Source organism: Pseudomonas sp. LAP_36, from assembly GCF_019456785.1.
Taxonomy (GTDB): domain Bacteria; phylum Pseudomonadota; class Gammaproteobacteria; order Pseudomonadales; family Pseudomonadaceae; genus Aquipseudomonas; species Aquipseudomonas tritici.
Genome location: NZ_JAHZMS010000002.1, coordinates 657,718 through 683,594, shown reverse-complemented (window position 1 = coordinate 683,594; position 25,877 = coordinate 657,718). Strand labels below are relative to the sequence as shown.

The 25,877-nt window shown below is 61.0% G+C and carries 25 protein-coding genes; 16 read left to right on the top strand and 9 right to left on the bottom strand.

The window, feature by feature from the left end:
• Positions 1-122 precede the first annotated feature (122 nt).
• Both JBO08_RS08720 and JBO08_RS08715 read right to left on the bottom strand, forming a co-directional pair.
• Positions 123-1,367, bottom strand: coding sequence for a saccharopine dehydrogenase family protein (locus tag JBO08_RS08720; protein ID WP_065881973.1), 1,245 nt, complete (start codon positions 1,365-1,367; stop codon positions 123-125).
• 28 nt (positions 1,368-1,395) lie between these two features.
• On the bottom strand, positions 1,396-2,493 hold the full coding sequence (locus JBO08_RS08715; protein WP_065872156.1) for a carboxynorspermidine decarboxylase: 1,098 nt from the start codon (positions 2,491-2,493) through the stop codon (positions 1,396-1,398).
• A gap of 369 nt (positions 2,494-2,862) precedes the next feature.
• Here JBO08_RS08715 and JBO08_RS08710 point away from each other — a divergent pair, with 369 nt between their 5' ends.
• From JBO08_RS08710 to JBO08_RS08680, 7 genes are all read left to right on the top strand, one after another.
• The gene (locus JBO08_RS08710; protein ID WP_065872157.1) at positions 2,863-3,882 is read left to right on the top strand and encodes a LacI family DNA-binding transcriptional regulator; all 1,020 of its coding nucleotides are present in this window, start codon (positions 2,863-2,865) and stop codon (positions 3,880-3,882) included.
• Positions 3,866-4,870 carry an ABC transporter substrate-binding protein gene (locus JBO08_RS08705; RefSeq protein ID WP_065872158.1) on the top strand — a complete coding sequence of 335 codons (1,005 nt, stop codon included), beginning with the start codon at positions 3,866-3,868 and terminating at the stop codon, positions 4,868-4,870. Before JBO08_RS08710 ends, JBO08_RS08705 begins: the two co-directional genes overlap by 17 nt.
• On the top strand, positions 4,871-5,689 hold the full coding sequence (locus tag JBO08_RS08700) for an iron ABC transporter permease (protein WP_065872159.1): 819 nt from the start codon (positions 4,871-4,873) through the stop codon (positions 5,687-5,689).
• Positions 5,686-6,480 (top strand): ABC transporter permease, encoded by a 795-nt coding sequence (locus JBO08_RS08695; protein ID WP_065872160.1) that lies wholly within the window; start codon positions 5,686-5,688, stop codon positions 6,478-6,480. Before JBO08_RS08700 ends, JBO08_RS08695 begins: the two co-directional genes overlap by 4 nt.
• Positions 6,477-7,508: an ABC transporter ATP-binding protein gene (locus JBO08_RS08690; RefSeq protein WP_220074178.1), complete on the top strand. Its 1,032-nt coding sequence runs from the start codon at positions 6,477-6,479 to the stop codon at positions 7,506-7,508. The genes JBO08_RS08695 and JBO08_RS08690 overlap by 4 nt, the downstream gene beginning before the upstream one ends.
• 9 nt (positions 7,509-7,517) lie before the next feature.
• Positions 7,518-8,351 carry a phosphodiesterase gene (locus JBO08_RS08685; protein ID WP_065881978.1) on the top strand — a complete coding sequence of 278 codons (834 nt, stop codon included), beginning with the start codon at positions 7,518-7,520 and terminating at the stop codon, positions 8,349-8,351.
• A 137-nt stretch (positions 8,352-8,488) separates the two neighbouring features.
• Positions 8,489-9,808: an OprD family porin gene (locus tag JBO08_RS08680; RefSeq protein WP_220074179.1), complete on the top strand. Its 1,320-nt coding sequence runs from the start codon at positions 8,489-8,491 to the stop codon at positions 9,806-9,808.
• Between the two features lie 171 nt (positions 9,809-9,979).
• Here JBO08_RS08680 and JBO08_RS08675 read toward each other — a convergent pair whose 3' ends face one another.
• On the bottom strand, positions 9,980-10,465 hold the full coding sequence (locus JBO08_RS08675) for a GNAT family N-acetyltransferase (protein ID WP_065872164.1): 486 nt from the start codon (positions 10,463-10,465) through the stop codon (positions 9,980-9,982).
• A gap of 332 nt (positions 10,466-10,797) precedes the next feature.
• On the opposite strand from JBO08_RS08675, the gene metE reads away from it, so the two are divergent.
• Positions 10,798-13,086 (top strand): 5-methyltetrahydropteroyltriglutamate--homocysteine S-methyltransferase, encoded by a 2,289-nt coding sequence (metE, locus tag JBO08_RS08670; protein ID WP_065881980.1) that lies wholly within the window; start codon positions 10,798-10,800, stop codon positions 13,084-13,086.
• Between the two features lie 128 nt (positions 13,087-13,214).
• On the opposite strand, the gene JBO08_RS08665 is transcribed toward metE, so the two are convergent.
• A complete protein-coding gene (locus JBO08_RS08665; protein WP_065881982.1) occupies positions 13,215-14,369 on the bottom strand; it encodes a DUF1624 domain-containing protein in 1,155 nt (384 codons plus the stop codon).
• A 134-nt stretch (positions 14,370-14,503) separates the two neighbouring features.
• On the opposite strand from JBO08_RS08665, the gene JBO08_RS08660 reads away from it, so the two are divergent.
• From JBO08_RS08660 to JBO08_RS08645, 4 genes are all read left to right on the top strand, one after another.
• Positions 14,504-15,001 (top strand): sigma-70 family RNA polymerase sigma factor, encoded by a 498-nt coding sequence (locus JBO08_RS08660; RefSeq protein WP_065881984.1) that lies wholly within the window; start codon positions 14,504-14,506, stop codon positions 14,999-15,001.
• Positions 14,998-15,951, top strand: coding sequence for a FecR domain-containing protein (locus JBO08_RS08655; RefSeq protein WP_220074180.1), 954 nt, complete (start codon positions 14,998-15,000; stop codon positions 15,949-15,951). The genes JBO08_RS08660 and JBO08_RS08655 overlap by 4 nt, the downstream gene beginning before the upstream one ends.
• A 90-nt stretch (positions 15,952-16,041) precedes the next feature.
• Positions 16,042-18,474 (top strand): TonB-dependent receptor, encoded by a 2,433-nt coding sequence (locus JBO08_RS08650; RefSeq protein WP_220074181.1) that lies wholly within the window; start codon positions 16,042-16,044, stop codon positions 18,472-18,474.
• 85 nt (positions 18,475-18,559) lie between these two features.
• The gene (locus JBO08_RS08645; RefSeq protein ID WP_065911034.1) at positions 18,560-19,096 is read left to right on the top strand and encodes a DUF924 family protein; all 537 of its coding nucleotides are present in this window, start codon (positions 18,560-18,562) and stop codon (positions 19,094-19,096) included.
• A 9-nt stretch (positions 19,097-19,105) separates the two neighbouring features.
• Here the strand turns inward: JBO08_RS08645 and JBO08_RS08640 are convergent, their stop codons facing one another.
• Positions 19,106-19,813, bottom strand: a complete 708-nt coding sequence (locus JBO08_RS08640) for a hypothetical protein (protein ID WP_220074182.1) — start codon at positions 19,811-19,813, stop codon at positions 19,106-19,108.
• 178 nt (positions 19,814-19,991) lie between these two features.
• Between JBO08_RS08640 and yfcF the strand changes: the two genes are divergently transcribed.
• A complete protein-coding gene (gene yfcF, locus JBO08_RS08635) occupies positions 19,992-20,624 on the top strand; it encodes a glutathione transferase (protein ID WP_065872170.1) in 633 nt (210 codons plus the stop codon).
• Here yfcF and JBO08_RS08630 read toward each other — a convergent pair.
• Entirely contained in the window at positions 20,599-20,871 is a 273-nt protein-coding gene (locus tag JBO08_RS08630) for a hypothetical protein (RefSeq protein ID WP_065881990.1), read from the bottom strand. The genes yfcF and JBO08_RS08630 overlap by 26 nt on opposite strands.
• A gap of 131 nt (positions 20,872-21,002) precedes the next feature.
• Between JBO08_RS08630 and JBO08_RS08625 the strand changes: the two genes are divergently transcribed.
• Both JBO08_RS08625 and JBO08_RS08620 read left to right on the top strand, forming a co-directional pair.
• Positions 21,003-21,638, top strand: a complete 636-nt coding sequence (locus JBO08_RS08625; protein WP_065881991.1) for an ATPase — start codon at positions 21,003-21,005, stop codon at positions 21,636-21,638.
• Between the two features lie 34 nt (positions 21,639-21,672).
• Positions 21,673-22,014, top strand: coding sequence for a hypothetical protein (locus tag JBO08_RS08620; protein WP_049712789.1), 342 nt, complete (start codon positions 21,673-21,675; stop codon positions 22,012-22,014).
• Positions 22,015-22,072: 58 nt separating this feature from the next.
• Here JBO08_RS08620 and JBO08_RS08615 read toward each other — a convergent pair whose 3' ends face one another.
• Positions 22,073-22,819, bottom strand: a complete 747-nt coding sequence (locus tag JBO08_RS08615; protein WP_065872172.1) for a creatininase family protein — start codon at positions 22,817-22,819, stop codon at positions 22,073-22,075.
• 32 nt (positions 22,820-22,851) lie between these two features.
• On the bottom strand, positions 22,852-23,565 hold the full coding sequence (locus JBO08_RS08610; protein WP_220074183.1) for a murein L,D-transpeptidase catalytic domain family protein: 714 nt from the start codon (positions 23,563-23,565) through the stop codon (positions 22,852-22,854).
• Positions 23,566-23,605: 40 nt separating this feature from the next.
• Between JBO08_RS08610 and JBO08_RS08605 the strand changes: the two genes are divergently transcribed.
• Positions 23,606-25,201: a murein L,D-transpeptidase gene (locus tag JBO08_RS08605; protein ID WP_220074184.1), complete on the top strand. Its 1,596-nt coding sequence runs from the start codon at positions 23,606-23,608 to the stop codon at positions 25,199-25,201.
• Between the two features lie 95 nt (positions 25,202-25,296).
• Here JBO08_RS08605 and JBO08_RS08600 read toward each other — a convergent pair whose 3' ends face one another.
• The gene (locus tag JBO08_RS08600; RefSeq protein ID WP_065881999.1) at positions 25,297-25,860 is read right to left on the bottom strand and encodes an AAA family ATPase; all 564 of its coding nucleotides are present in this window, start codon (positions 25,858-25,860) and stop codon (positions 25,297-25,299) included.
• Positions 25,861-25,877 lie beyond the last annotated feature (17 nt).

Below are 25,877 nucleotides of genomic sequence, written 5' to 3'. Positions count from 1 at the left end.
CGCTATCGCAGGCAAGCCAGCTCCCACATGTTGATCTTCATTCTTCTTTGGGATTTATGTGAGCCCCAACAAAAAATGCGCCCCTGAGGGCGCATTTTTTTGTTCGGTCAGCTATCGCCTATTCAGGCAGTCGCATCCCAAGCACGATCACCATTCTCGTCTTTAATCCGAGTTGGCAACCCCATCACGTCCAGCGCCTTCAGGAACGGCTCAGCCGGCAGTTCCTCGACGTTGGCCATGTGCTTCACATCCCACTCACCACGGGCAACCAGCAGCGCAGCGGCTACGGGTGGAACGCCTGCGGTGTACGAAATGCCCTGGCTGTCAGTCTCGGCAAAGGCTTCTTCATGGCACGCCACGTTGTAGATGAACATCTCACGCGGCTGGCCGTCCTTGGTGCCTTTGACCAGGTCGCCGATGCAGGTCTTGCCGGTGTAGTCGGGCGCGAGCGAAGACGGGTCGGGCAGCACGGCCTTGACCAGTTTCAGCGGCACGACTTCCAGGCCTTCGGCGGTGGTGACCGGCTTCTCGGAGAGCAGGCCGAGGTTTTTCAGTACGGTGAACACGTTGATGTAGTGTTCGCCGAAGCTCATCCAGAAGCGCACGTTGGGCACGTCGAGGTTTTTCGACAGGGAGTGCACTTCATCGTGGCCGGTGAGGTAAAGGTTCTGCGAACCGACGACCGGCAGGTCGTCGGTGCGTTTGACTTCGAACATGGTGTTGCTGGTCCACTGGCTGTTCTGCCAGCTCCACACCTGTCCGGTGAACTCGCGGAAGTTGATTTCCGGGTCGAAGTTGGTGGCGAAGTATTTGCCATGGGAGCCGGCATTGACGTCGAGGATGTCGATCGAGTCAATGCGGTCGAAATGCTGTTGCTGCGCCAGCGCGGCGTACGCGTTGACGACACCTGGGTCGAAGCCCACGCCAAGGATGGCGGTGATGTTCTTCTGTTTGCACTCTTCCAGGTGGTTCCATTCGTAGTTGCCGTACCACGGCGGGGTCTCGCAGACCTTGCCCGGCTCTTCGTGGATGGCGGTGTCGAGGTACGCAACGCCCGTGTCGATGCAGGCACGCAGTACCGACATGTTGAGGAACGCGGAACCCACGTTAATGACGATCTGCGATTCAGTCTCGCGGATCAGGGCCTTGGTCGCTTCCACGTCCAAGGCGTTCAGCGCGAAGGCTTGGATGTCGGCGGGAACCTTGAGGCTACCCTTGGCCTTGACGCTGTCGATGATGGCCTGGCATTTGGAGATGTTGCGCGACGCGATAGCAATACGACCGAGTTCGTCGTTGTGCTGCGCGCACTTGTGGGCCACCACCTTGGCGACACCTCCTGCACCAATGATAAGAACGTTCTTTTTCAATTGCTTTATCTCTCCTTTATCCGCCAGCTTACGAAAGGCTGGACAGGTAGTCGTCGTAACCAAATTCACGAACCACTTCGACTGTACCGTCGAGTTGTTTCACTACGATGGACGGCATTTTCAGGCCGTTGAACCAGTTTTTCTTGACCATGGTGTAGCCCGCGGTGTCGATGAACGACAGCCGATCGCCGATGGCCAACGGACGATCAAATTGATACTCGCCGAAAATGTCCCCGGCCAGGCAGGATTTGCCGCACACCATGACGGTGTGTTCGCCATCGCTTGGCGCCAGCTTGGCGTTGAGGCGATAGATCAGCAGGTCCAGCAGGTGGGCTTCGATGGAGCTGTCTACCACGGCGAGGTTTTTGCCGTTGTAGAGGGTGTCGAGCACGGTGACTTCCAGGGAGGCGCTGTTGGTGATCGCTGCTTCGCCCGGTTCCAGGTAGACCTGCACGCCGTACTTCTCGGAGAACGCCTTCAAGCGGGCGCAGAACGCGTCCACGGCATAGTCTTCACCGGTGAAATGGATGCCGCCGCCAAGGCTGACCCACTCGACCTTGTGCAGCAGCGCGCCGAAGCGTTCTTCGATGGTGCCGAGCATTTTGTCGAACAGGCTGAAATCGCCGTTCTCGCAGTTGTTGTGGAACATGAAGCCGGAGATCTGATCAATGACGCCTTCGATCTTCACCGGGTCCCATTCGCCGAGGCGGCTAAACGGGCGCGCCGGGTCCGCCAGGAGGTAGTCGGAGCTACTCACCTGTGGGTTCACGCGCAGGCCACGGGTCTTGCCTTCGGAGCGTTCGGCAAAGCGCTGCAGCTGGCTGATCGAGTTGAAGATGATCTTGTCGCAGTGCTCCAGCATCTCTTCGATTTCATCGTCGGCCCAGGCCACGCTGTAGGCGTGCGCTTCACCTTCGAATTTCTGGCGGCCGAGCTTCAACTCGTACAGCGACGACGAGGTGGTGCCGTCCATGTATTGCTGCATCAGGTCGAACACCGACCAGGTGGCAAAGCACTTGAGCGCCAGCAACGCCTTGGCGCCGGACTGCTCGCGCACATAAGCAATCTTCTGCATGTTGACCAGAAGTTTCTGTTTATCGATGAGGTAGTACGGCGTTTTGATCATTTTTGAGAGCCTGCGGCGGTGCCTGCCAAAAAAGGACAGGCATTGTGCCCGCACTTGGATTGAATCGAAAGGTTAGTGGGCGGAATTTGCTGCACCCGGTTTTCAATCGTAGTTGCGAAGTATGACTGTCTATAGGCATACACAGGTCGAATGTGGGCGCTGGCTTGCCTGCGATAGCGGTGGGTCAGTGCCAACAGTACTGGCTGATAGTCCGCAATCGCAGGCAAGCCAGCTCCCACCTTTGATCATCACCCAGCGGGAGAGGGCGCTTAATGCTCAGTGACATCAAACCGTCATCTCCCCACCACCGTCCTGCCACATTCCCCCGCTACTGTCCTCGCCAATGAGATCGATCTCAAGCGAGTGACAATGACTGACCTGAAAGACGTTGCGCGCCTGGCTGGCGTATCCCGCGCCACCGCCGCCCGCACTTTTGCTTCCCCTGACCAAGTGCGCCCGGCCACCCGTGAACAGGTGTTCGCCGCCGCCCGCGAGTTGGGGTTTCGGCCCAATCTGCTGGGCCGCCAACTGCGCCTGCAAACCACCCAGTTGATCGGCGTGGTGGTGCCCAACCTGCTCAACCCGGTGTTCGCTGAACAGTTCCAGGCCATGGAGCGCGCTGCACGGTCGCGCGGCTACAGCCTGTTGCTGGCGACCACCGACTACAGCAGCGAACGTGAGTGCATTGTGGTGGAAGAACTGCTGCGCCAGCGCGTCGACGGCTTGGTACTGACGGTCACCGATGCCGAAAGCAACAGCGTGCTCAGCAGCCTGAACACCGAGCAGACCCCGTTCGTGCTGGCGTATCACCAGCCGAGCAACCCCAACTACAGCGCTGTGTCGGTCGACAACCGCGCAGGCATGGCCCTCGCCACGCGATATCTGCTGGAAGCCGGGCACCGCCGCATCAGCATGGTCGCCGGGCCCGCGTTGCAATCGGACCGTGCTCGCCTGCGCTACGCCGGCTACTGCGATGCCATGCAGGAATACGGCCTCAAGAGCCGTCCGGTGATCGAAATGCCGGCTCACACCCAGGCTGAGTTCGCCGCTATCGAACCTTTCCTCCAGGGCGCCGATGCACCGACCGCCTTGGTGTGCTCCAACGACTTCCTGGCGATCAGCCTGATTGCCGAACTGCGTCGCAACGCCTGGAACGTGCCCCAACAGCTTTCGGTGATGGGCTTCGACGGCATCAGCCTCGGCACCCAGATGCACCCGACCCTGTGCAGCGTGGTGCAGCCCATTGCGCTGTTGGCCAGCACCGTGATTGACCAACTGCTGGCGCAAATCGCCGGCAACACCCCGACGTCCCATTGCCTGCCTTGCCATATCCGGCCCGGCGAAAGTACTCAACCCTACGAGGAGACCCTTGATGCGCGCACTCAGTAAAACCCTGGCAGCCCTGTTGCTGTGCGGTGCGGCCAGCCTGGCCCAGGCCGCCGAAACCGCGATCTGCTACAACTGCCCGCCGGACTGGGCCGATTGGGGCACCCAGCTCAAGGCCATCGCCGCCAGCACCGGTGTGCAGGTGCCGCTGGACAACAAAAACTCTGGCCAGTCCCTGGCGCAATTGGTGGCCGAGAAAGCCGCACCGGTCGCCGATGTCGTTTACTACGGCGTGACCTTCGGCCTGCAGGCGCAAAAAGCCGGCGTGGTCGACACCTACAAACCCAAGGCCTGGGACCAGATCCCTGCTGGCCTCAAAGACCCGGCCGGCCATTGGTTCGCGATCCACTCCGGCACCTTGGGCATCATGGTCAATGTCGACGCGCTCGGCGGTTTGCCGGTCCCGCAAAGCTGGGCTGACCTGCTCAAGCCGGAATACAAAGGCATGGTCGGTTACCTCGATCCGTCCAGTGCCTTCGTCGGCTACGTGTCGGCAGTGGCGATTAACCGCGCCATGGGCGGCGACCTGGACAACTTCGCCCCGGCCATCGACTACTTCCAGAAACTCGCGAAAAACGCGCCCATCGTGCCCAAGCAAACCGCCTATGCGCGGGTGCTCTCCGGCGAATTGCCGATCCTGGTGGACTACGACTTCAACGCCTATCGCGCGCGCTACAAAGACAACGCCAACGTCGCCTTCGTGATTCCGAAAGAAGGCAGCATCAGCGTGCCCTACGTGATGAGCCTGGTCGCCAATGCACCGCACCGCGCCAATGCCGAGAAAGTCCTCGACTTCGTGCTGTCGGACGAAGGCCAGGCGCTTTGGGCCAAGGCTTACTTGCGCCCAGTGCGTCCAATGAAAATGCCGGCTGACGTGGCTGCGCAGTTCCTCCCGGACAGCGACTATGCCCGTGCCGGTGTGGTGGACTACGAAAAAATGGCCGCTGTGCAGGAAGCCTTCGCCGCCCGATACCTTAACGAGGTCAAGTAAGTGGCCGCATCGGCAAGACATGCAGCCTGGGCGCTGGCCCCGGCTTTTGCGGTACTGCTCGCGTTCTGGTTGTTGCCGCTGGCGCACCTGATGGTGCTTGGCGCCGAGAGCCGCGACAGCAGCGGCAGCGGCTATTGGCAGGTGCTCAGCAGCGCGCAGTACCTGGGCAGCCTTGGGCAAACCCTGATCCTGGCAGTGGTGGTGACGCTGGTCGCTTTGGTGATTGGCGGCATCAGCGGCGTGTTCCTCGCCCGCCAGCAGTTTTTCGGGCGCTCGGCGCTGGTGGCGTTGCTCACTTTTCCTTTGGCCTTTCCCGGCGTGGTGGTGGGCTTCCTGGTGATTTTGTTGGCAGGCCGCCAAGGCCTGCTGGCCTCACTGGGCCTGCAACTGGCCGGGGAACGTTGGATCTTCGCCTACTCATTGGCGGGGCTGTTTGTGGGCTACCTGTACTTCTCGATTCCGCGAGTAATTCTCACGGTAATGGCCGCCTGCGAAAGCCTCGACCGCAGCCTGGAGGAGGCCGCGCATTCACTGGGCGCAGGGCACTGGCGCGTGGTCTGCGACGTGATCGTGCCCGGTTTGGCACCCGCGTTGGCGTCCTGTGGGGCGATCTGCTTTGCCACGTCCATGGGCGCTTTCGGCACCGCCTTTACCTTGGGCACGCGGCTCAATGTCACCCCGGTGGCGATCTACAACGTATTCACCAACTACGCCAATTTTGCCGTCGCCGCTGCGCTGTCGGTGGTACTCGGTGCGGTGACCTGGGCGGTGTTGCTGCTCACGCGACGCCTGGTGAAAAACGCGGGGACTGTGCTGTGAAACGCTCATCGCTGTTTGTGATTCAACTGCTGTTCACCCTGCTGGTGTGCGCCTTCATGCTGGTACCGGTGCTGATGTCGTTGCTGGCCGGGCTGACCCGCAACTTTTTCGTGGGTGTGTCCAGTGGCTTGACCTTTGATTGGATTATTCAGGTGTGGCAGGCCTATTCGCCGACTGTGTGGCTGTCGCTGCAATTGGCCTTGGCCTGCGCGGTGTGCGTCTGTGTCATCGGTGTGCCGGCAGCCTACGCCTTGGTGCGTATGAACAACCGCTTCAGCCGCGCCTTCGAGGAGCTGATGGTGCTGCCGGTGGCCATGCCCGGCTTGGCCAGTGCGTTGGCTTTGCTGCTGACCTACGGCCAGTTCGGCAGCTTCCGCAGCAGTTGGCTGTTCATCCTCGTCGGTCATGTGCTGTTCACTTTGCCGTTCCTGGTACGCCCGGTGATGGCGGTGATGCAACGCCAGCAATTGCCGGTATTGGAGGAAGCAGCGGCCAGCCTGGGTGCAGGTCCGATAAAGCGCTTTTTCAGCGTGGTGGTACCTAATTGCCGGGCGGGGATTCTGGCGGGTGTGCTGATGGTGGTCACCTTGTCCCTGGGTGAATTCAACCTGACCTGGATGCTGCACACGCCGATGACCAAAACCTTGCCGGTCGGCCTGGCCGACAGCTACGCCTCGGCCCGGCTGGAAATCGCCAGCGCCTATACCCTTATCTTTTTGCTGATGATCGTGCCGCTGCTGATTGCACTGCAGGCCATCAGTGCCCGTTTGTCCCGTGGAGAGCGTCGATGACCGCTATCACTATCCGCCTGCAAGGCTGTCGCAAGGCGTTCGCCGACGGCACCGTGGCCGTGCATGACTTGAATTTGACCGTTGAAGGCGGCGAAACCCTGGCGATCCTTGGCCCGTCCGGCTGTGGCAAAACCACCACCCTGCGCCTGATTGCCGGCCTGGAACGCCCGGATGTGGGCCAGGTGTTTTTCGGTGACCAGAACGTGACCCGCCTGCCCATTGAACGCCGTGACGTGGGCATGGTGTTTCAGAACTACGCGCTGTTTCCCAACCTGGATGTGGCGGGCAATATCGTCTACGGCCTGAAAATTCGCGGTATGTCGGCACCGGAGCGCAACAAGCGTTGTGAAGAATTGCTGGAACTGGTGGGTTTGCAGAACCACGGCAAGCGCAGCATCCATGAACTGTCCGGCGGCCAGCGTCAGCGCGTGGCTTTGGCCCGTGCGTTGGCGCCGCGCCCCAAGGTTTTATTGCTGGATGAACCTCTGGCAGCGCTGGATGCGCAACTGCGCGAACGCCTGCGCAGTGAGCTGAATGAACTGCTGCGCGGTCTCGGCATTACGTCGGTGTTTGTCACCCACGACCAGGGTGAAGCCATGGCCTTGGGCGATCGCATCCTGGTGATGGAGCACGGCCGCGTCGCCCAGTTGGCCAGCCCACGGGACATCTACCAGAAACCGGCCAACGCCTTCGTCGCGGGCTTTGTCGGCAACCTTAACGCTTTCGTGGTGATCGAGCCGTCAGCCCATGGCTTGAAAGTCTGCGGCGGCGAGTTGCCGTGGCACGAAGCCAACCTGCCGGGCACGGTCTACTGCCGCCCCGAACACCTGCGGGTGATGGAGGGCGAAGGGCACCTGCACGGCCATCTGCTGGCGCAGTTTTTCCAGGGCGCGCAAAGCCGCCTGCTGGTGGATGTCGGCGGCCCGCAACCGCTGTTGGTCGACAGCAGCGACAACCAGCTGTACGCGGTCGGCGCGCCGATTGCCCTGGCGGTTGCGCCGCACATGTTGTTCACCCTGAATGCTTGAGAATCTATTGTGAATCGTCCGTTTCTAGTCGCGCAGATCAGCGACCTGCACCTCAAAGCCGGCCAGCGCTTGACCTATGGCGTTGTCGATACCCTGGGTGCGTTGCGCCGCGCCGTCGACCATTTGAACGCAAGCCACCCACGGCCCGATATCGTGGTAATCAGCGGTGACCTGGTGGACTTCGGCCGCGCCGATGAATATGCCGTGCTGCACCCCGAACTCGCACGCCTGCACATGCCGTGCTACCTGGTGCCTGGCAACCATGACACACGCGGGCCGTTGCTGGAGGCGTTCCGTGATCACCCTTATTTGCCACTGTCGGCAGATGGCCCGTTGGACTGGGTGGTGGACGAGTATCCGCTGCGCCTGATCGGCCTCGACTCCACCATTCCCGGCGGCCATGGCGGGCAGTTGTTGGACAGCCAATTGCAGTGGCTCGATGAGCAACTGGCGTTGCGTCCTGATGCACCCACCTTGCTGATCCTGCATCACCCGCCGTTCATCAGCGGTATCGGCCATATGGACCGCGAACCCTTCATCAACGCCGCTGGCCTGGAGCAGGTCGTCGCACGCCACCCGCAAGTGGAGCGGCTGTTGTGCGGGCATCTGCATCGGCCGATGCAGCGCCGTTTCGGCGGCAGTTTGAGTTGTGTGTGTCCCGGCACGTCTCACCAGATCGTGCTGGATTTGCAAGAAGCGGCGCCCGCGCATTTCAACCTGGAGCCGGCGGGCTATTTGTTGCATCGCTGGGAGGCGCAACAAGGTGTGATCAGCCACAACGGCGTGTTCGGGGAGTACCCGGGGCCGTATCCGTTTTATGACGCTCATGGATTGATTGACTGAGGTTTTACGGAGGTTCACTTCGCGCAACTAAGTCGTAAACGTTAGTTAACGCACCGGCCAAGCCGAGTTTGGCCGCGTGCTTCCTGCTGCCCATTTTTTGCGCCCGGAACTTGGATTCCGCGCCGGAGTTCGTCCTGATGAAAGCCACTTTGAATGTAATAAGCGTATTGACCGGCGGCCTGGGCATTGCCCTGAGCCCCTTGGCCTCGGCTGATTTCTTGAGTGACAGTAAAGCCAACGTGAGCATGCGCAACTTCTACTTCAACAACGACAACCGTGACGGCGCCGCCGCACCGTCCAAGACCGAAGAGTGGGGCCAGGCGTTTATCCTCAACTATCAGTCAGGCTTTACCGATGGCACGGTGGGGTTTGGTCTGGATGCGGTCGGCATGCTCGGCCTGACCCTCGACAGCGGCGCCGGCCGCCATGTGGGCAGCTCGATGATCCCCAACGACGACGGTAAGGCCGCCGATAGCTGGAGCCGTGGCGGCGCCACCGCTAAGGCGCGTTTCGCCAAGACCGAGGCGCGCTACGGTTACCTGCGACCGAACCTGCCGATCCTGGTGAGCAACGATGGGCGCCTGTTACCGCAGTCGTTCGAAGGCGGGCAAATCACCAGCAAGGACATCGACAACCTGACCCTGGTCGGCGGCCAACTGCAACACACCACCGGTCGAGGCTCCAGTGATCGCAGCGGCCTGGCCGCGGCGGGTGGCACTCAGGAAAGCAACAAATTCAACTACGCCGGTGCCGACTACCAAGTGATCAAGGACCTGATGGTCCAGTACTACTACGCCAACCTTGAAGACTATTACCAACAGCACTTTGCCGGGCTGATCCACGTGTTGCCGCTCGGCGAATACGGCTCGCTGAAGACTGACCTGCGTTACTTCAAAACCACGTCCGACGGCAAAAACAGCACCGTCGCCGGTCGTGCCGAAGGCTACAAACTTGGCGGTTATACCAAGAACGGCACCGGTGAAATCGACAACAACACCTGGAGCGCAGCGTTCATCTATTCCCTGGGCCCGCACGCGATTACTGCCGGTTACCAGCAAGTCTCGGACGACAGCAACTTCGCGCAACTCAACCAGGGCGGCCTGGTGAATAAAGGGGAGGGTGGTTCCAGCCTGTACCTTTACACCGACCGCACCGTGCAGACCTTCATCCAGGCCGGCGAGCGCACCGCGTTTGCGCAATATGCCTATGACTTCGCGTCGCTCGGCGTGCCGGGTTTGAAGGCGTCGCTGATGTACTTGAAAGGCGACCATATCCTTACCGCCAGTGGCAACGATGCCAGCGAATGGGAGCGGGATATTTCCCTGGATTACGTGGTGCAGAGCGGTACGTTCAAGAACGTTGGGTTTGGCTGGCGTAATGGGGTTTCGCGCAGCGAGGTCGCACGGGATCAGGACCAGAATCGGCTGTTCGTGAGTTATTCGATTCCGTTGATGTAATTACTCTCAAAGCTCTGCAAAAACCAATGTGGGAGCCGTCGAGCCCCAGCGAGGCCGCGATGACGGCGGCATTGCCGATAGAGATGCCGCCTGACACACCGCCATCGCAGCCTCGCTGAAGTTCGACAACTCCCACAGTTGATCGATGTTGCTGAACGGACAGTGTCCGTCTCAGCAACGCTTCAGTGCCTTTGCATGCGTTGCCGTGTCATCCGCCACCTGATGAAAGCCACAGCGAAGATAAAACGCTGCGGCTTCGGGCGTATCGGTCGACAGGCGAACCGATTGGAACTGCGCGCGGGCATGTTCCAGCAGCTGTTGCACCAGTGCTTTTCCGACATTGCGACCGCGTACGGCGGGCGCAACGTACACGCGGCGGAGTCGTCCCGTGCCTGGAGGTGCATACGGGTCACAGTTAAGGCCGCCGATTGCGACCAGTTGCCCTTCACAAAATACGCCCAACAGGCACTCGCCCGGTTGGTCGAATCGGTTGGCGTGGTCGTCCCACTCGGTAATCAGGCGCGTCAGGAATCTGAAACCTTCGGCGATAGCTTGGGCTTCCAAGTTACGGATCTGTTCTGGAAGTCGTTCGAGTTTGCGTATCGAAGGAAGGTTGTCCTGGCATTTTCTGGAATGGCTGTGGTTGGTGGCATCCATGCTAATTCTGCTCTTGATAAATACCCACGCGATTACAACCCTGAAAACCCAGAAGATCAAATGCGGTAGCCGCCCCTGTAGTGAGCGGGCTCGCCCCGCGCTGGGTGGCGAAGCCGCCCTAAACCCAGGCGCCGCAATCTTTCTGAAAAACCGAGGTGGATTTATTGGGGCGGCTTCGCCACCCAGCGCGGGCGGTGCGACGATTCGACAAGCCCGCTCACTACCTGTCAACATGAGCAGATCTTGTGATCATCTCGAATAAAATGAGTTTGTTTCACTATCTCCATCTGCCGACAATAGCTCCATAAATATTGACATTGGAGTTGTAAGTCATGGCAGTCGCTCATTCCCTTGGTTTTCCGCGCATTGGACGCGATCGTGAATTGAAAAAAGCGCAGGAAGCGTTCTGGAAGGGCGAGCTCGACGAAGCCGGCCTGCGCGCCGTTGGCCGTGATCTGCGCAAGACCCACTGGGACCTGCAAAAACAGGCCGGCATTGAACTGCTGCCAGCCGGTGACTTCGCCTGGTACGACCAGGTACTGACGCACTCGCTGATGTTTGGTGTGATCCCGGAGCGGTTCCGCCCGGCGGATGGCATAGCCACCCTGCAGACCCTGTTTGGCATGGCCCGTGGTGTCAGCGACAGCTGCTGCGGCAGTGCCCACGCCCAGGAAATGACCAAGTGGTTCGATACCAATTACCACTATCTGGTGCCTGAATTCAGTGCTGACCAGCAGTTTCACCTGGGTTGGGATCAGTTGTTCGAAGAAGTCCAGGAAGCCCACGAGCTGGGCCACAACGTCAAGCCGGTAGTGATCGGCCCGCTGACTTACCTGTGGCTGGGCAAGGCCAAGGGTGGTGATTTCGACAAGCTCGATTTGCTTGACCGCCTGCTGCCGCTGTACGGCCAGATCTTCCAGCGCCTGGCAGAGCTGGGCGTGGAATGGGTGCAGATCGACGAGCCGATCCTGGTGCTGGACCTGCCGCAGGATTGGAAAAACGCCTTTGAACGTGCCTACAACCAGATCCAGCGCGACCCGTTGAAAAAGCTGGTGGCGACTTACTTCGGTGGTCTGGAAGAGAACCTCGGTCTGGCCGCCAACTTGCCGGTGGATGGCCTGCACATCGACCTGGTGCGTGCGCCGGACCAGTACCCGACCATCCTCGACCGCCTGCCGGCGTATAAGGTGCTGTCCCTGGGCGTGGTCAACGGCCGTAACGTCTGGCGTTGCGACCTGGAAAAGGCCTTGGCTACCTTGCAGCACGCCCATGAGAAACTGGGTGATCGGTTGTGGGTTGCGCCGTCCTGTTCCTTGTTGCACAGCCCGGTGGATGTAGGCCGTGAAGACAAATTGGATTCTGAGCTGAAAAGCTGGCTGGCGTTTGCCGTGCAGAAGTGCGCTGAAGTCGCCGTGTTGGCACGTGCGGTCGACGCGCCAGAAGCGCCAAACGTACTGGCTGCCCTGGCTGAGAGCCGCACCGTACAAGCGGCCCGCGCCGCGTCGCCGCGTATCCACAAACCTGCGGTGCAAGCCCGTGTGGCTGCGATCACCGCCAAGGACAGCCAGCGCCAGTCACTGTTTGGCCAGCGCATCGAGAAGCAACGGGCCGGCCTCAACCTGCCGCTGTTCCCGACCACCACCATCGGGTCGTTCCCGCAGACCGCGTCGATTCGCCTGGCGCGTCAGTCGTACAAGGCTGGAAAACTGAGCGAAGCCGAATACGTCGAAGCCATGCACAGCGAGATCAAGCACGCCGTGGAGGTGCAGGAAAACCTCGGCCTGGACGTGCTGGTGCACGGTGAAGCCGAGCGTAACGACATGGTCGAGTACTTCGCCGAGCAACTGGACGGCTATGCATTCACCCGCTTTGGCTGGGTGCAGAGCTACGGTTCGCGCTGCGTGAAACCGGCGGTGATTTTCGGCGACCTGAGCCGGCCGAAAGCCATGACCGTGGAGTGGATCCGCTACGCCCAAGGCCTGACAGGCAAGGTGATGAAGGGCATGCTGACGGGCCCGGTGACCATGCTGATGTGGTCGTTCCCCCGCGAAGACGTGAGCCGCGAAGTGCAGGCCCGTCAACTGGCCCTCGCCATCCGTGATGAGGTGGTGGACCTGGAAGCCGCCGGCATCAAGATCGTGCAGATCGACGAAGCTGCGTTCCGCGAAGGCCTGCCGTTACGCCAGGCGCAGTGGCAGCACTATCTGGAGTGGGCCACCGAAGTGTTTCGCCTGTGCGCCTCGGGTGTGCGTGACGAAACCCAGATCCACACCCACATGTGCTACAGCGAATTCAATGATGTGATCGAGAGCATCGCCGCGATGGATGCCGACGTGATCACCATCGAGACTTCACGTTCGGATATGGAGCTGCTGGACGCGTTTGAAGCCTTCGCTTACCCGAATGACATCGGGCCGGGCGTGTATGACATCCACTCGCCGCGCGTGCCGGATGCTTCGGAGATGGCCAATCTGTTGCGCAAGGCGGCGAAGCGGATTCCGGCTGAGCGGTTGTGGGTGAACCCGGATTGTGGGTTGAAGACGCGAGGTTGGCTGGAGACGGAAGCGGCGCTGGTCCACATGGTGACGGCGGCCCGTCAACTGCGTGCCGAACTGGCCTGATTCCTGGGTAGAACACAGTCAAAAATGTAGGAGCTGGCTTGCCTGCGATACAGGCACCTCGGTCTGAAGTGACACCGCGGTGATGCAATCGCAGGCAAGCCAGCTCCCACAGAAAAGCAACCGGGGCGCTATAGGTACTTGAGCCATGCCAAGTCGCGGCGCCGCGCTTTCAGCCCGGCGAACCAGCGCACTGGCAGGTAGAGCGCCAGGGGCAACAACAGCGCCATCAGCCATATCGCGCCCATACCGTCGAACCCAAAGTAGTTGCCATGGTTCAGGCCAAACAACGCCACACACGCGACATACAGCAGCTTCAACACATACAGATGCAGCAAATAAAAGAACATCGGCGCAGCCCCGAACGTGGCCAGCACGCTAATCCAGCGTTTCTGCCCCGCACGTTCAAACGCCAGCAACAGCAACAACCCAATCCCCAACGTCAGCGCCAAAAACAACAGCGAAGGCGGGTACTTGGTGACGTTGAAAAAGCTCATCAACGTCTGCACGCCACTGTCATACGCCTGCCAGGGCTTCTCGCCATAGCCATTGGCCGCGCGCAGTAACACGAACCCCACCAACGCACCCACGCCGCCCAGCAACAGATAACGCTGGCGTAACGCCGGCTGCATGCCATTGGCAAACAGCGGGCCCAAGCCGTAACCCAGGGCAATCACACCGATCCACGGCAGCACCGGGTAGGTGGTGCGCAGTCGCAGCGAGTCGCCCACCTCGATCCAACTGCGCTCATGCAGGATCGTCCACGGAATATGCAACGCCGAACCCGCATCGAAATGCAGCCCATCCAGCAGGTTATGCCCGGCAATGATCACCACCGCCAACACGATCAACGCCGGACGCGGCAACCACACCAGCGCGGCCAGGGCGATCATGCTCACGCCAATCGCCCAGATCACCTGCATATAGATCACGCTGGGCGGCAGCTGAAAGGTCCAGGCAAAGTTGACCAGGGTAAATTCCAGCACCACCAGGAACAGCCCGCGCTTGAACAGAAACGCCGACACATCGCGACGGCCCTGGTATTTCTGGCCGTACAGCCAGGCCGACAAACCCGTGAGCAACACAAACACTGGCGCGCACAGGTGGGCGAGGGTGCGGCTGATAAACAGTGCGGGCTCGGTGCTGTCGATGGTCATCGGGTCGCCGACCTGGCGGTGCAACAGGAACGTTTCGCGCACGTGGTCCAGCAGCATGAACAGGATCACCAAGCCGCGCAGGGCGTCGATGGAAAGCAGGCGTTGGCGTAGCGGAACAGCATCGGTCATGGGCGGGATCACAGGGCAGGGTGGAAATTGGGCGTTATCCTATAACATTAATTTGCGCGTTGCCGCGATTCGTTGCGCAGATTAGAATGCGATCAATTCTTAATTACTCCGTGGCCCCTGTGCCGGTGACTCGCATGTCGTCCCCCGTCAATCTGCCCATTCAGGACCTGTACTGCGAACACCACGGATGGTTGTACCGCTGGCTTGACCGCAAGTTGGGCAATGCCAGCGACGCGGCCGACCTGGCCCATGACACCTTTATGCGCCTGCTGACCCGTCAGAACGGCGCCGGGTTCGGCACTGAGCCGCGCGCGTTGCTCACCCATATCGCCAAGGGCTTGATGATCGACAGTTGGCGTCGCCAGGAAGTCGAGCGCGCCTACCTGGAAACCATCGCCCATCTGCCGGAGCAGGAAGTGCCGTCGTCGGAAACCCGCTGGCTGATCCTGGAGGCGCTGTACCGCATCGAAGCCATGCTGCGCGATTTACCGGACAAGACTCGCCGAGCCTTCCTGATGTCGCAGATCGACGGCCTGACTTACCAGCAGATAGCCGATGAGTTAGCGGTGTCGCTGGTCTCGGTCAAACGCTACATGCGCGAGGCCTTCCTCGCGTGCCTGAGCGTGGCATGAACCCGTCCATCGACCCGTTGATCCTTGGCGAAGCCGCTGACTGGATGGTGCAATTGCAGTCCGGCAGCGCCACCGATGAAGACCGCCGCGCCATCGCTCAATGGGAAGGCCGCAGCGCCCAGCACGCCCAGGCGTGGCAACGGGCGCAGGCGATTCTGGGGGATTTCAACAGCGTGCCGGCTGCGATTGCCGGCGACACCCTCAAACGCATCGGTCGCAAGCAATCCCTCGGCCGCCGCCAGGCCCTCGGGCTGTTGCTGCTGGCGGCGCCGGCGACGTGGCTGGCCTATCGGCACAAGCCCTGGCAGCCCTGGACAGCCGACCAGCACACCGCTATTGGCGAGCAACGCAACCTCACGTTGCCCGACGGCACACGCCTGCTGATCAACACCGCCAGCTCGCTGAATATCGCCTTCACCGACCAGGTGCGGCGCCTCGAGTTGCTGCAAGGCGAGGTGATGATCACCACCGCCAAAGACCCCGCGCCGACACCTCGACCGTTTGTCGTGCAGACCCGCCACGGCACCGCCCGTGCGCTGGGGACGCATTTCAGCGTGCGGGTCGGCGAGCAGAGCAGCCGCGTGGCTGTGCTCGACGGCGCGGTGGAAATGCTGCCGCAGCGCGCCAGTCGTGGGTTGATCCTCAAGGCCGGCGAGCAAAGTGCCTTTGGCAGTGACGGCGTCGCCGCAGTGCAGCCGCTGGATATCAGCGCGACGACCTGGCAGAGCGGCATGCTGCTGGCCCAGCAGATGCGCCTGGCGGATTTGCTCAATGAACTGGGGCGCTATCGCCATGGCGTGTTGCGTTGCCACGACAGTGTGGCCGGGTTGACCGTGTCCGGGGCATTCCCCTTGCGTGACACCGACGCCAGCCTGCGCCTGTTGCAGGAAACCCTGCCGATCAAAGTCAGCAGCCTGACCGGTTACTGGGTGACCCTCGAACCGCGCTGAAATTTTTTCATTTTTCGCTGATACCTTTTCAGTTGTCGCCCGGTGTAGAGGAGAACCCTCAACATTTGTACCGCGCCGACAGGAATTCCCATGACCTTCACACCGCATCCCATCCGCCCTTTGAAGGCCTTGAGCCTGGCTGTTGCCCTGGCGGCGATCGCACCGTTGCACAGTGCCGTGGCAGCGGACGCGGCGTCGACCAGCGCAGTACGCAGCTACAGCCTCGCGCCGGGCCCCTTGGGCAATGTGTTGGCGCAGTTCGCGGCGTTGTCCGGGGTGCCGTTGTCGTTTGATTCCACACTGCTCAATGACCAGCAAAGCGCCGGTTTACAGGGCAGCTATACCGCGCAATCGGGTTTTATGCGGCTGCTGCAAGGCAGCGGCTATACCCTGCAAAACACTGGCGCGAATGGCTACACCGTAGTGCCCCAGGCCACTGGCGATGCGCTGGAGCTGGGCGCGACCACTATCAGCGGCGAGAGCGGGGCGCAGGCCGACACCTATGCCGGTGGCCAGGTCGCGCGTTCGGCGCGTTTGGGGGTGTTGGGTAATCGCTCAATCAATGACGTGCCATTCAGCGTGGTCAGCTACACCGCCAAGACCATTGCCGACCAGCAGGCGCGCACCGTGGGAGATGTGCTGCTCAATGACGCGTCGGTGCGCCAATCGTCAGGCTTCGGCAATTTCTCCCAGGTGTTTACCATTCGCGGCCTGCCGCTGAACACCGATGACATTGCCTTCAACGGCCTGTACGGCGTGCTGCCGCGGCAGATCATCACCACCGAAGCGCTGGAGCGTGTCGAGTTGTTCAAAGGGCCCAATGCCTTCGTCAATGGTGTATCGCCAGCGGGCAGCGGCATTGGCGGCAGCGTCAACCTGGTGCCCAAGCGCGCCGAAGACACGCCGACCCGCAGCGTCACCCTCGACACCACCACCGATGGTCAAAGCGGCGGCCACCTCGACCTGGGCCAGCGTTTTGGCGAGGACAACCGCTTCGGCGCGCGGGTTAACCTGGCCAAGCACGGTGGCGACACGGCCATCGAGGATGAATTCAGAAGCTCGCAATTGGTGGCCGTCGCCCTGGATTACCGTGGCGATCGCCTGCGGGTGTCCACCGATTTCGGCTACCAGAAACAGCGCATCAACAATGGCCGCTCCGTGGTGTACCCGAATGGCGCCCAAGTGCCAGAGGCGCCATCGGCAAGGCACAACTATGCCCAGGATTGGAGCTGGTCGGAGCTGGAAGACGCCTACGGCATGTTCAATGCCGAGTACGACCTGAATGAAAACTGGACGGCCTACGTGGGCGGCGGGGCCAAGCACACGCGGGAAAATGGTCAGTATTCGTCGCTGTACGTGGGCAACAATGGCAGCGGTCGCGTGGGCTTTTTGTACTCGCCTCACGATGAAGACAACAAAAGCGCCATGGCCGGCTTGAACGGGCATTTCAACACGGGGGCGGTGACTCATCAGGTCAACGTCGGTTTGTCTGGCATCTGGGGTGAGCAGCGTTCGGCGTTTGAAGCGATCCAGCAGGCCAATCGTCAGCCGGGCAATCTGTATGACCCGGTGCAGATTCCGCGTCCGTCTGTCACCTACTTCGGCAGTGATATCCACGACCCGCGCATCGTCGGCAAAAACCGCATCAAAAGCGCGGCGGTGTCCGACACCCTGGGCTTTATTGACGATCGTGTGTTGCTGACCCTGGGCGTGCGGCGCCAGACCATTGAGGTGGACGCGTGGAATACCACCACAGGCGTGCGCAATGCCAACTACGCCGAGACCATCACCACACCCGTGTATGGCCTGGTGGTAAAACCGTGGGAGCACGTGTCGTTCTACGCCAACCGCATTGAAGGGCTGGCCCAGGGGCCAACCGCGCCGTTGACCAATGTCACCAACCCTGGTGAGGTCTTTGCGCCTAACCGCAGCAAACAGACGGAAGCAGGTGTGAAGCTGGATTGGGACAGCTTTGGTGCGACCTTGGGTGTTTACCGTATCGAGCAGCCGAACAACGCCACATCGCGCCTGCCCGGCAATACTCTGGACACCTTCAGCGTCGACGGCGAGCAGATCAACAAAGGTGTGGAGTTGAACGTCTTCGGCGAACCAATTGACGGCCTGCGCCTGCTGGCCGGTGCGACCTGGATGAACACCGAACTGAAGAACACCTCCAACGGCCTCAGCGACGGCAATCGCGCCGCCGGCGTGCCGCGCTTCCAGTACAACGTCGGCGCCGACTGGGACATTCCCGGCATCCAGGGCGCCGCCGTCAACGCACGGATGCTGCGCACCGGTGGCGAGTACGTCAACGCCACCAACACCCTGAGCATCCCCGCCTGGACCCGTGTCGACCTCGGCGCCCGTTATGGTTTCAAGGCCGACGACAAGTACATCACCCTGCGCGCCAACGTCGAGAACGTGGCGAACAAAGCGTATTGGGCGTCGGCGTCGACGGCCAATAATTACCTTACCCAGGGTGAGCCGCGCACCGTCAAACTCTCGGCGACGGTGGATTTCTAACCAGCGACGCCGCTCCCATATTTGATCCCGGCCAGGCGATGGATTCTGATACCGTCAGATGAATCGCTTGCCTAGGCCTCTCATCATGACAACGCCAAATGCCGTCATCGACTTCTGGAAACACGCCGGCCCAAAACGCTGGTTCGCCAAGGACGACGTCTTCGACGCCACGTTCCGCGACACCTTCCATGCTGCCCACTTGCAAGCCGCCCGGCGCGAACTGGAAAGCTGGCTGGACTCGGCGGAGGGCGCGCTGGCCCTGCTGATCCTGCTCGACCAATACCCCCGCAATACCTTTCGTGGCACCGCGCATATGTTCGCCACCGACCCGCTGGCGCGGCTGTATGCCCAGCGCATGGTGGACGCCGGGCTGGATCAGCAGATCGAACCGGCGTTACGCGCGTTCTGCTACCTGCCGTTCGAACATTCGGAACACCCGGCGGATCAGCAACGCTCCCTGATCCTCAACCAGCAACTGGACGCCAACACCTACCATTGGGCCAAGGAGCACGCCGAGATTATCGAGCGCTTCGGACGTTTTCCCCATCGTAATGAGGTGCTGGCTCGAGAGACCACGGATGAAGAGCGTGTGTTTCTGGATGAGGGTGGCTTTGCTGGATAGAGCAGGGTTTTATTGGGCGGGTCGGTAGATGTCCAGCCGCTCGCGCGCATATGGGCAACCGTTGCTTGCCAGCGCTTTCTCTAAGTATTCGATGCGCAGGGGCAACGCCTTCCTCTTATCAGTCTGACTGGCGAGCAATTTGTAGAGCTCAGCGCGGAAGTCGTTTGCACTGCCCAGTTGCAGTTCAACGCCAGTGGGGGGCGCCCCGCACGTTAGCCAGACGGTCGGTTGCGGGTAATAGCGAGCATAGTCGGGCAATTTCGCGAGAGCGCCTTGCAGCGCCGGTTCATACCGTGGGCCTTGGGTGTAACTCAGGCAGGCATTGGCCAGATACAGGGCGGCAGGGGCGAAGCCTGCCTCCAGGCTTGACGCCGAGAGGTCGCACATCTCCTGTTCTTTACCGGGGACCAGATAAGACTGGTAAAGCAACACCAGCCGATATTGCGCGACAGGGTGGCCGGCCGTTGCCGACTCGCTCAGCAGTCGCTCGGTGAGACGAAATGGCTCGCCCAGCTCGCGCATTTTCTGATCAAAGTCCGCCGCCTTCTGGTTGGCCTGCACGGACCGCATCAGGTCGGCGAGCTGTGGGTCGGTTTTCGCCAGGACCGCGACGGCTTCCTGGTACTGCGCTTCGCCGGGAGGCGATGAGTTTTCGCCGGCCATGGCTATCCACGAAGCGGCGAAGAGGGGCAGACAAAACACAAAAGGCAAGCGCAAGACGAAAATCCCTTTCCGGCCGTGCAGGGTTGCACGCGAGGCGGCGAGTCTACCTTGGCAGGCCTGGCCGTCAAAGCCTAGCCTGGCTATTCCTGCCAGGAATGCCCCCATAAAAACAGCGCATTGTCTTTCTCGCGGCACATCTCGTAGCGTGGTGTTCCATTCAAGGAGAGCCGTTATGAGCCAGCGACCGTTGCGTCTGTATGTTGATCATTTGTATACCAGCCCCTACGCCATGTCGGTGTTCGTGACCCTGAAGGAAAAGGGCCTGGCGTTCGACACGCTCACCCTGGACTTGGACGCTGCGCAGAACCAGGCGGCTGATTTCGCCCAACTGTCCCTGACCCAGCGTGTGCCCACCTTGGTAGAAGGTGAATTTGCACTGTCGGAGTCTTCGGCGATCACCGAGTACCTGGAGCAGGTTTATCCCGAAACGCCGGTGTACCCGGCCGACCCCAAGCAGCGGGCGAGGGCGCGGCAGGTGCAGGCGTGGCTGCGCAGCGATTTGCTGCCGATTCGCCAGGAACGCTCGACGATGGTGGTGTTCTATGGGCAGAAGATGCCGCCGCTGTCACCCGTGGCCGAAGCCGCCGCCGCGAAGTTGATCAGTGCGGCACAGGCGTTGTTGGTGGGTAACCCGGGCTATCTGTTCGGCGCATGGTCAATTGCCGATGTGGACCTGGCGGTAATGCTCAATCGCTTGATTCTCAACGGCGACAGCGTGCCCGCCGAGTTGGTGGAATACGCGCAACGCCAGTGGCAGCGGCCGTCCGTGCAGGCGTGGGTCAATCAACAACGCCCTGCACTGTAGAGCGTTCAGTGATCTGCAAGACGCGGCGGTCCAGGTCTTCCCAGTCCGCCATGCCCAGCACTCGCGTGGTGTTCAGGCCGCGCAGGTAGCCGCGCAGTTGCTGGGCACTGGCCGTGACTCGGCTGGCATCCGCCGCGTCATCCTGCAGCACGTTTTCATAATCGACCAGGTAATCGGCGACCCGCTCGCGAAACTCCGGTAGTACGGCTTCGCGGATGCGGTCGAAGGTTTTCTGGTGGGGCTTCATGGCGTGGTCCTTATAGGTTTTATGGGTGCACTATCGGTTCAGATAATAGTCACCATCACGGATCGCAAGTTCTGTTTTTGCAGGAAAAGCGGAAAATCTCCCCATCGAGACGCTGTTCAAGGAAATGCGCGATGAGGACGTTTATTCAACTAGCTTTGATGGCCCTGATGCTTGGCACGGTCGTCGTGAACAACGTCGCACTCGCCGATGATAGCCATTTGCTACCTATCGTCAGTAGCGTAGACTCGCTACAGCACACGCAGTCGGTAGGTGTGTTGTTGAGCGATAACACCCGCGACAACCTCAGCTACCTTGAACGCTACCACGACATGGCCTTGAATGGCGCCAAGGATGCCCTCGACGGGCGCATCCGCCAGGCGTTCGTCAACAGTTCCGACCCGGAATTGGCCATTGATTGGTTGATGAACTCGCTGCAAGGCAGTTTTTTGTCGGTGACTGTCTACGACAACCTGGATGCCCTGGTGCAGGCTCACCCCGATGTGGTGGTGATGCTCGATACCCATAACCAACTGTTGACCCAGCGTAATGACCAAGTCGAAGCGCGTTTTATTGCGCGGTTCTATGACGCGAACCTGCAATACATCGCCAAGGCCGAAGGCTCGGTACACAAGCAGGTGCCGTCGGTGTGGGTACGTGACAAGGCCGTGCCAGAGATTGCCGCGCAGATCGAGCAGCAGCGCGATGTGCAGTTGGATGCCTTGAAGCAGTTCGATGCGTCGCTCAAGGCATTAGTCCGCGCGGGTTGATGTGAACCATTATTTTTATAGTCAGGAATTTTTCATGCGCTCTTTTTTCGCCCCGGGCTTGGCCTTTGCTTCCCTGTTGCTGGCCGGTTGTGTTTCTGCTCCCAATGCACCAACGCTGACCCTGCAAACCAGCAAGGCCCCCGAGGCTTATGTGCAATGTGTGTTGCCCAAGCTGGAAAAGCACGGGATTACCTCCACCGTGACACAGGGCTCGCGCCACGCCAGGGTGTTGTTGACCAGTAAGATTGCCGCCGACGATGTACTGGAAGCCTACAAGTCCCAGGAGGGCGCCAAGGTGTTCTTGTATGAACGCAAGCCACTGGCGTCGACGATTACGCCGTCGCGGTTGGAGCTGGCTGCACAGGAATGTAAGTAACACACGATCCCTGTGGGAGCAGGCAAGCCAGCTCCCACAGTTTGGATGTGTGTAGGGCCTAGGGTTTGGCTTCGTTGCTGAAGGTGTTGACCGTCTTGATCAGCCCTTGAGCCGCCAACGCCACCAATTCCCCACCTTTCTCTACCGTCGCCAGCGCTGGGTCTGAGCCCATGCGCCCATCAGGGAAGCGCGCGCGGAAGTCCAGCGCTTCGCGGATCGGCCCGGTGTTGGCGATTTGTGGCGAGTAGTCGGCGGTCTTGATCGATTCCGGGTACGCCCACTGCGTCACCGCGATCTCCGATGGCGTGGCATGGCTGCCATGGCCTACCGGGAATTGGCGTTGAGCCAGGTCATTCACACCTTCTAGGTCCCACCAGTTCACCAGCTTTAACGCAAATCCGGCCGGGCGGCGGGCGAAGCTGGCTTCGGCGTACAGCTCGGAAAATGCCGCTTCAATGGTGGCAACATTGCCACCGTGGCCGTTCAGGAACAGGATCTTCTCGAAACCGTGCCCGGCCAGCGAACGCACCCAGTCGCCAATGGCGGCCATGAAGGTGGAAGGGCGCAGGGAAATGGTGCCGGGGAAGCCCAGGTGGTGCTGGGCCATGCCGATGTTGAAGGTCGGGCCGATCAGGATGTCGGCATTCTTCTGCGCCTCATGGGCGATGATCTCCGGGCACATCCAGTCGGTACCGAGCAGGCCGGTGGGGCCGTGCTGCTCGTTTGAGCCGATGGGGATCACCACCGTGCGGCTACGCTCCAGAAATTGCCCGATCTCGATCCAGGTGGATTGGTGTAGAAGCATTCGACGCTCTCTTTTTTATCTATGGGGACAGGCTATCCGCCACGGATTGTACGACTACTCGCCACCTGTTGGGGTTTGCAATTGAGGTACGTCGAGGACTTCAACCAGCGCTGGTCGGGGTACCACGAAAACATGAACTGCCCATCCTTGAGTTTATCCACTACCTGGCGCGCCACCTGCGGGCGCACGGCTGGGCAACCCTGGCTGCGGCCGATACGGCCTTCGCGCTTGCTCCACAACGGGCTCACGTAGTCGGCGGCATGAATCACGATGGCGCGGTCGCGGGCCTGGTCATTGAAGCCCGGCTCCAGGCCATCCATGCGCAATGAGTAACCGTGGGTGCCCAGATAACTCTCCTGGGTGCGGAACAGGCCCAGGCTGGATTGGTGGCTGCCTTCCAGGTTGGAGAACTGCGTGGCGAAGTTCTCCCCGGATTTGGCGCCATGGGCCACTAGGTCGCGCAGCACCAGGGTCTTCTTGCGCAAATCGAAGATCCACAGCCGACGGGCGGTCGAGGGCTGGGAGTAATCAATGACGGCCAGGCGATCGGAACGTTCTTCGCCGTTATTCACCGCGCACTGCACCGCGTTCAGGGCGCTTTTCAAGACAGTGGGATTGAGTTCTGGAGCCGAGCGCGCCAGGCTGCTATACAAGGAAGGAGGAATCCCATTGGCGGCGAGCGCTAAATTGCTCAACGTAACCAAGGGCATGGCGATCAGGCCGAGGCGGCAAAGAAAATTCAACATCTACAGTACATCCCCCCGCTGTGGATTGGAGCTAAGACAATTGTTCAAAAAACACGCATGTTACTTGAGCATTTGCCTGCTCGTTGCACCATTGGTCGCGACAGCCGAGGCACTGCCGGTTGAGCCGTTGCCGGTGACCACGCCGGCGCCGGTCGATCTGGCGCCCGTGCAACAGGCGTTGGCGCAACTGCCCAGTGTCTGCCCAGGCCTGGCGCCGCAGATCGACGCCGTCGGCCAACTGCGCCTGCAAGCGTTCTACCAACAGCAGGGCAACGCGCCGTTGTGGTCAGCCGAAGAGCGCCGCCAAGCCTTGCACACCCAACTGCAAATGCTCGCCGATGACGGCCTGAACCCCACCCACTATAGCTTGCCTTCGGCGGACGCCACGGCCAACGTGCTGTGCAGCGATATCAGCATCAGCCAAAGCTACCTGCAAGCCCTGCAGGATCTGCACTACGGGCGCCTGCAGCAATCGCGCTTCGAACCGTTGTGGCATTCCCAACCGCCCACCCGCGACCCCAACATCGAAGTGCTGGCCTTTGCCGCCACCGGCCTGCAAGACATGGCCCAGGCGTTTGACCAGGCCCGTCCCAGCGCGGACCTCTACCGCAGCCTGCGTAACGCCTATTCCACTGTACGCCAGCAGCCGTTGCCCCATTGGGACCCGGTCGCCAGCGGCCCACTGTTGCGCCCCGGCATGGAAGACCCGCGCGTGCCGGAACTGGCGCGACGCCTGATCAGTGGCGGCTACCTGGCCAAGGCCTCCAGCGGCAAGCAGTACCACGACGAGCTGGTCAAGGCGGTCAAGGCCTTCCAGCTCAGCCACTCATTGCAGGCTGACGGCGTGATCGGCGCCGGCACCGTGGCGGAACTGAATATCAGCCCGGCGATCCGCCGCGAACAACTGCGCATCAACCTTGAACGCTTCCGCTGGTTGGCCCAGGACCTGGAGCCTGAAGGCGTGCTGGTCAACGTCGCCGCTGCGCAACTGAGCGTGTATCAGAGCGGCATCCCGGTATGGCAAACCCGCCTGCAAGTGGGTCGCGCCGAACGTCAGACGCCACTGCTCAAATCGCGCATCACGCGGCTGACGCTCAACCCCACCTGGACCATCCCGCCCACCATCATGCGCGAGGACAAGCTCCCGGCCATCCGCCTCAACCCCGAATACCTGCGCCAGCAAAACCTGCAAGTGCTCGACGCCGAAGGCCACCCGCTGGCACCCGAGCAAATTGACTGGGCGCGCCCCGGCAATATCCTGCTGCGCCAGGAAGCCGGCCCGCGCAACCCGCTGGGCAAGATTGTGATGCGCTTTCCCAACCCGTTTTCGGTGTACCTGCATGACACGCCCAGCCAGCCGCTGTTTACCAAAGGGCCGCGGGCGTTCAGCTCGGGCTGTGTGCGGGTCGAGCAACCGTTGTTGCTCAGGGATTTATTGGTAAGCCCGGCTGAGCGCGCCCGTACGGATGAGCTGCTGGCGACCGGCGTGACCCATGAGTTCAGGTTGGCGACACCGGTGCCGGTGCTGTTGGGCTACTGGACGGTCGAGGTCGACCGCCAGGGTGGGTTGGTGTACGCGCCGGATATTTATGCGCGGGACCTGGTGTTGATGAAGGCGATGGGGAGTGTGCTCTGAGGCACTCGCTCGACACCACCGCGGGCCTGTAGTGAGCGGGATTGCCCCGCGCCGGGCTGCGGAGCAGCCCTGAATTCGGGCAATACGTTCTGGTCTTACTGGGGCTGCTTTGCAGCCCGGCGCGGGGCAAGCCCGCTCACTACAAAGACCTCTTTTGCCGTAGAGGTGAGACTTGTCAAAATCATTGCAGTTGCCTGATCTGGCGTCATGAAGGCGGTGTCGACTGTCAGCGGTGCTTCATTCCAATCTTGGTACTCATGCACCAGAACCGACGCCCAGGTTGGAGGCGCCAGGCCGGCAATATCCCCCGCACGGGCTTCTACCCGCCGTTGATGTTCCAGCCGGTCAGAGCAAATCACCCTGACATCCAGCAACGCCACCTCTGCCGTTGCCGCTACGGTCTTCCACGCTTCCCGACTTTCCTCGACCGGGTTCACGCAATCGGCCACCACGGTGTGGCCCAAGCTTAGATTACTCAACGCCAGCGCATTCGCCACGCCATAGCCGCTGGCGCCCACATCAGTCGACAGTACGCCAGCTTCGCGGATCGCCTGTTCGATCACGTCGATGCGCAGGTAAACCGCGCCGATCTGGCGCGCCAATGCCTGGGCAATCGTGGTTTTGCCGGTGCCGGGCAGTCCGCTGAAGACAATTAACATGCGTTGCTCTCGATGGG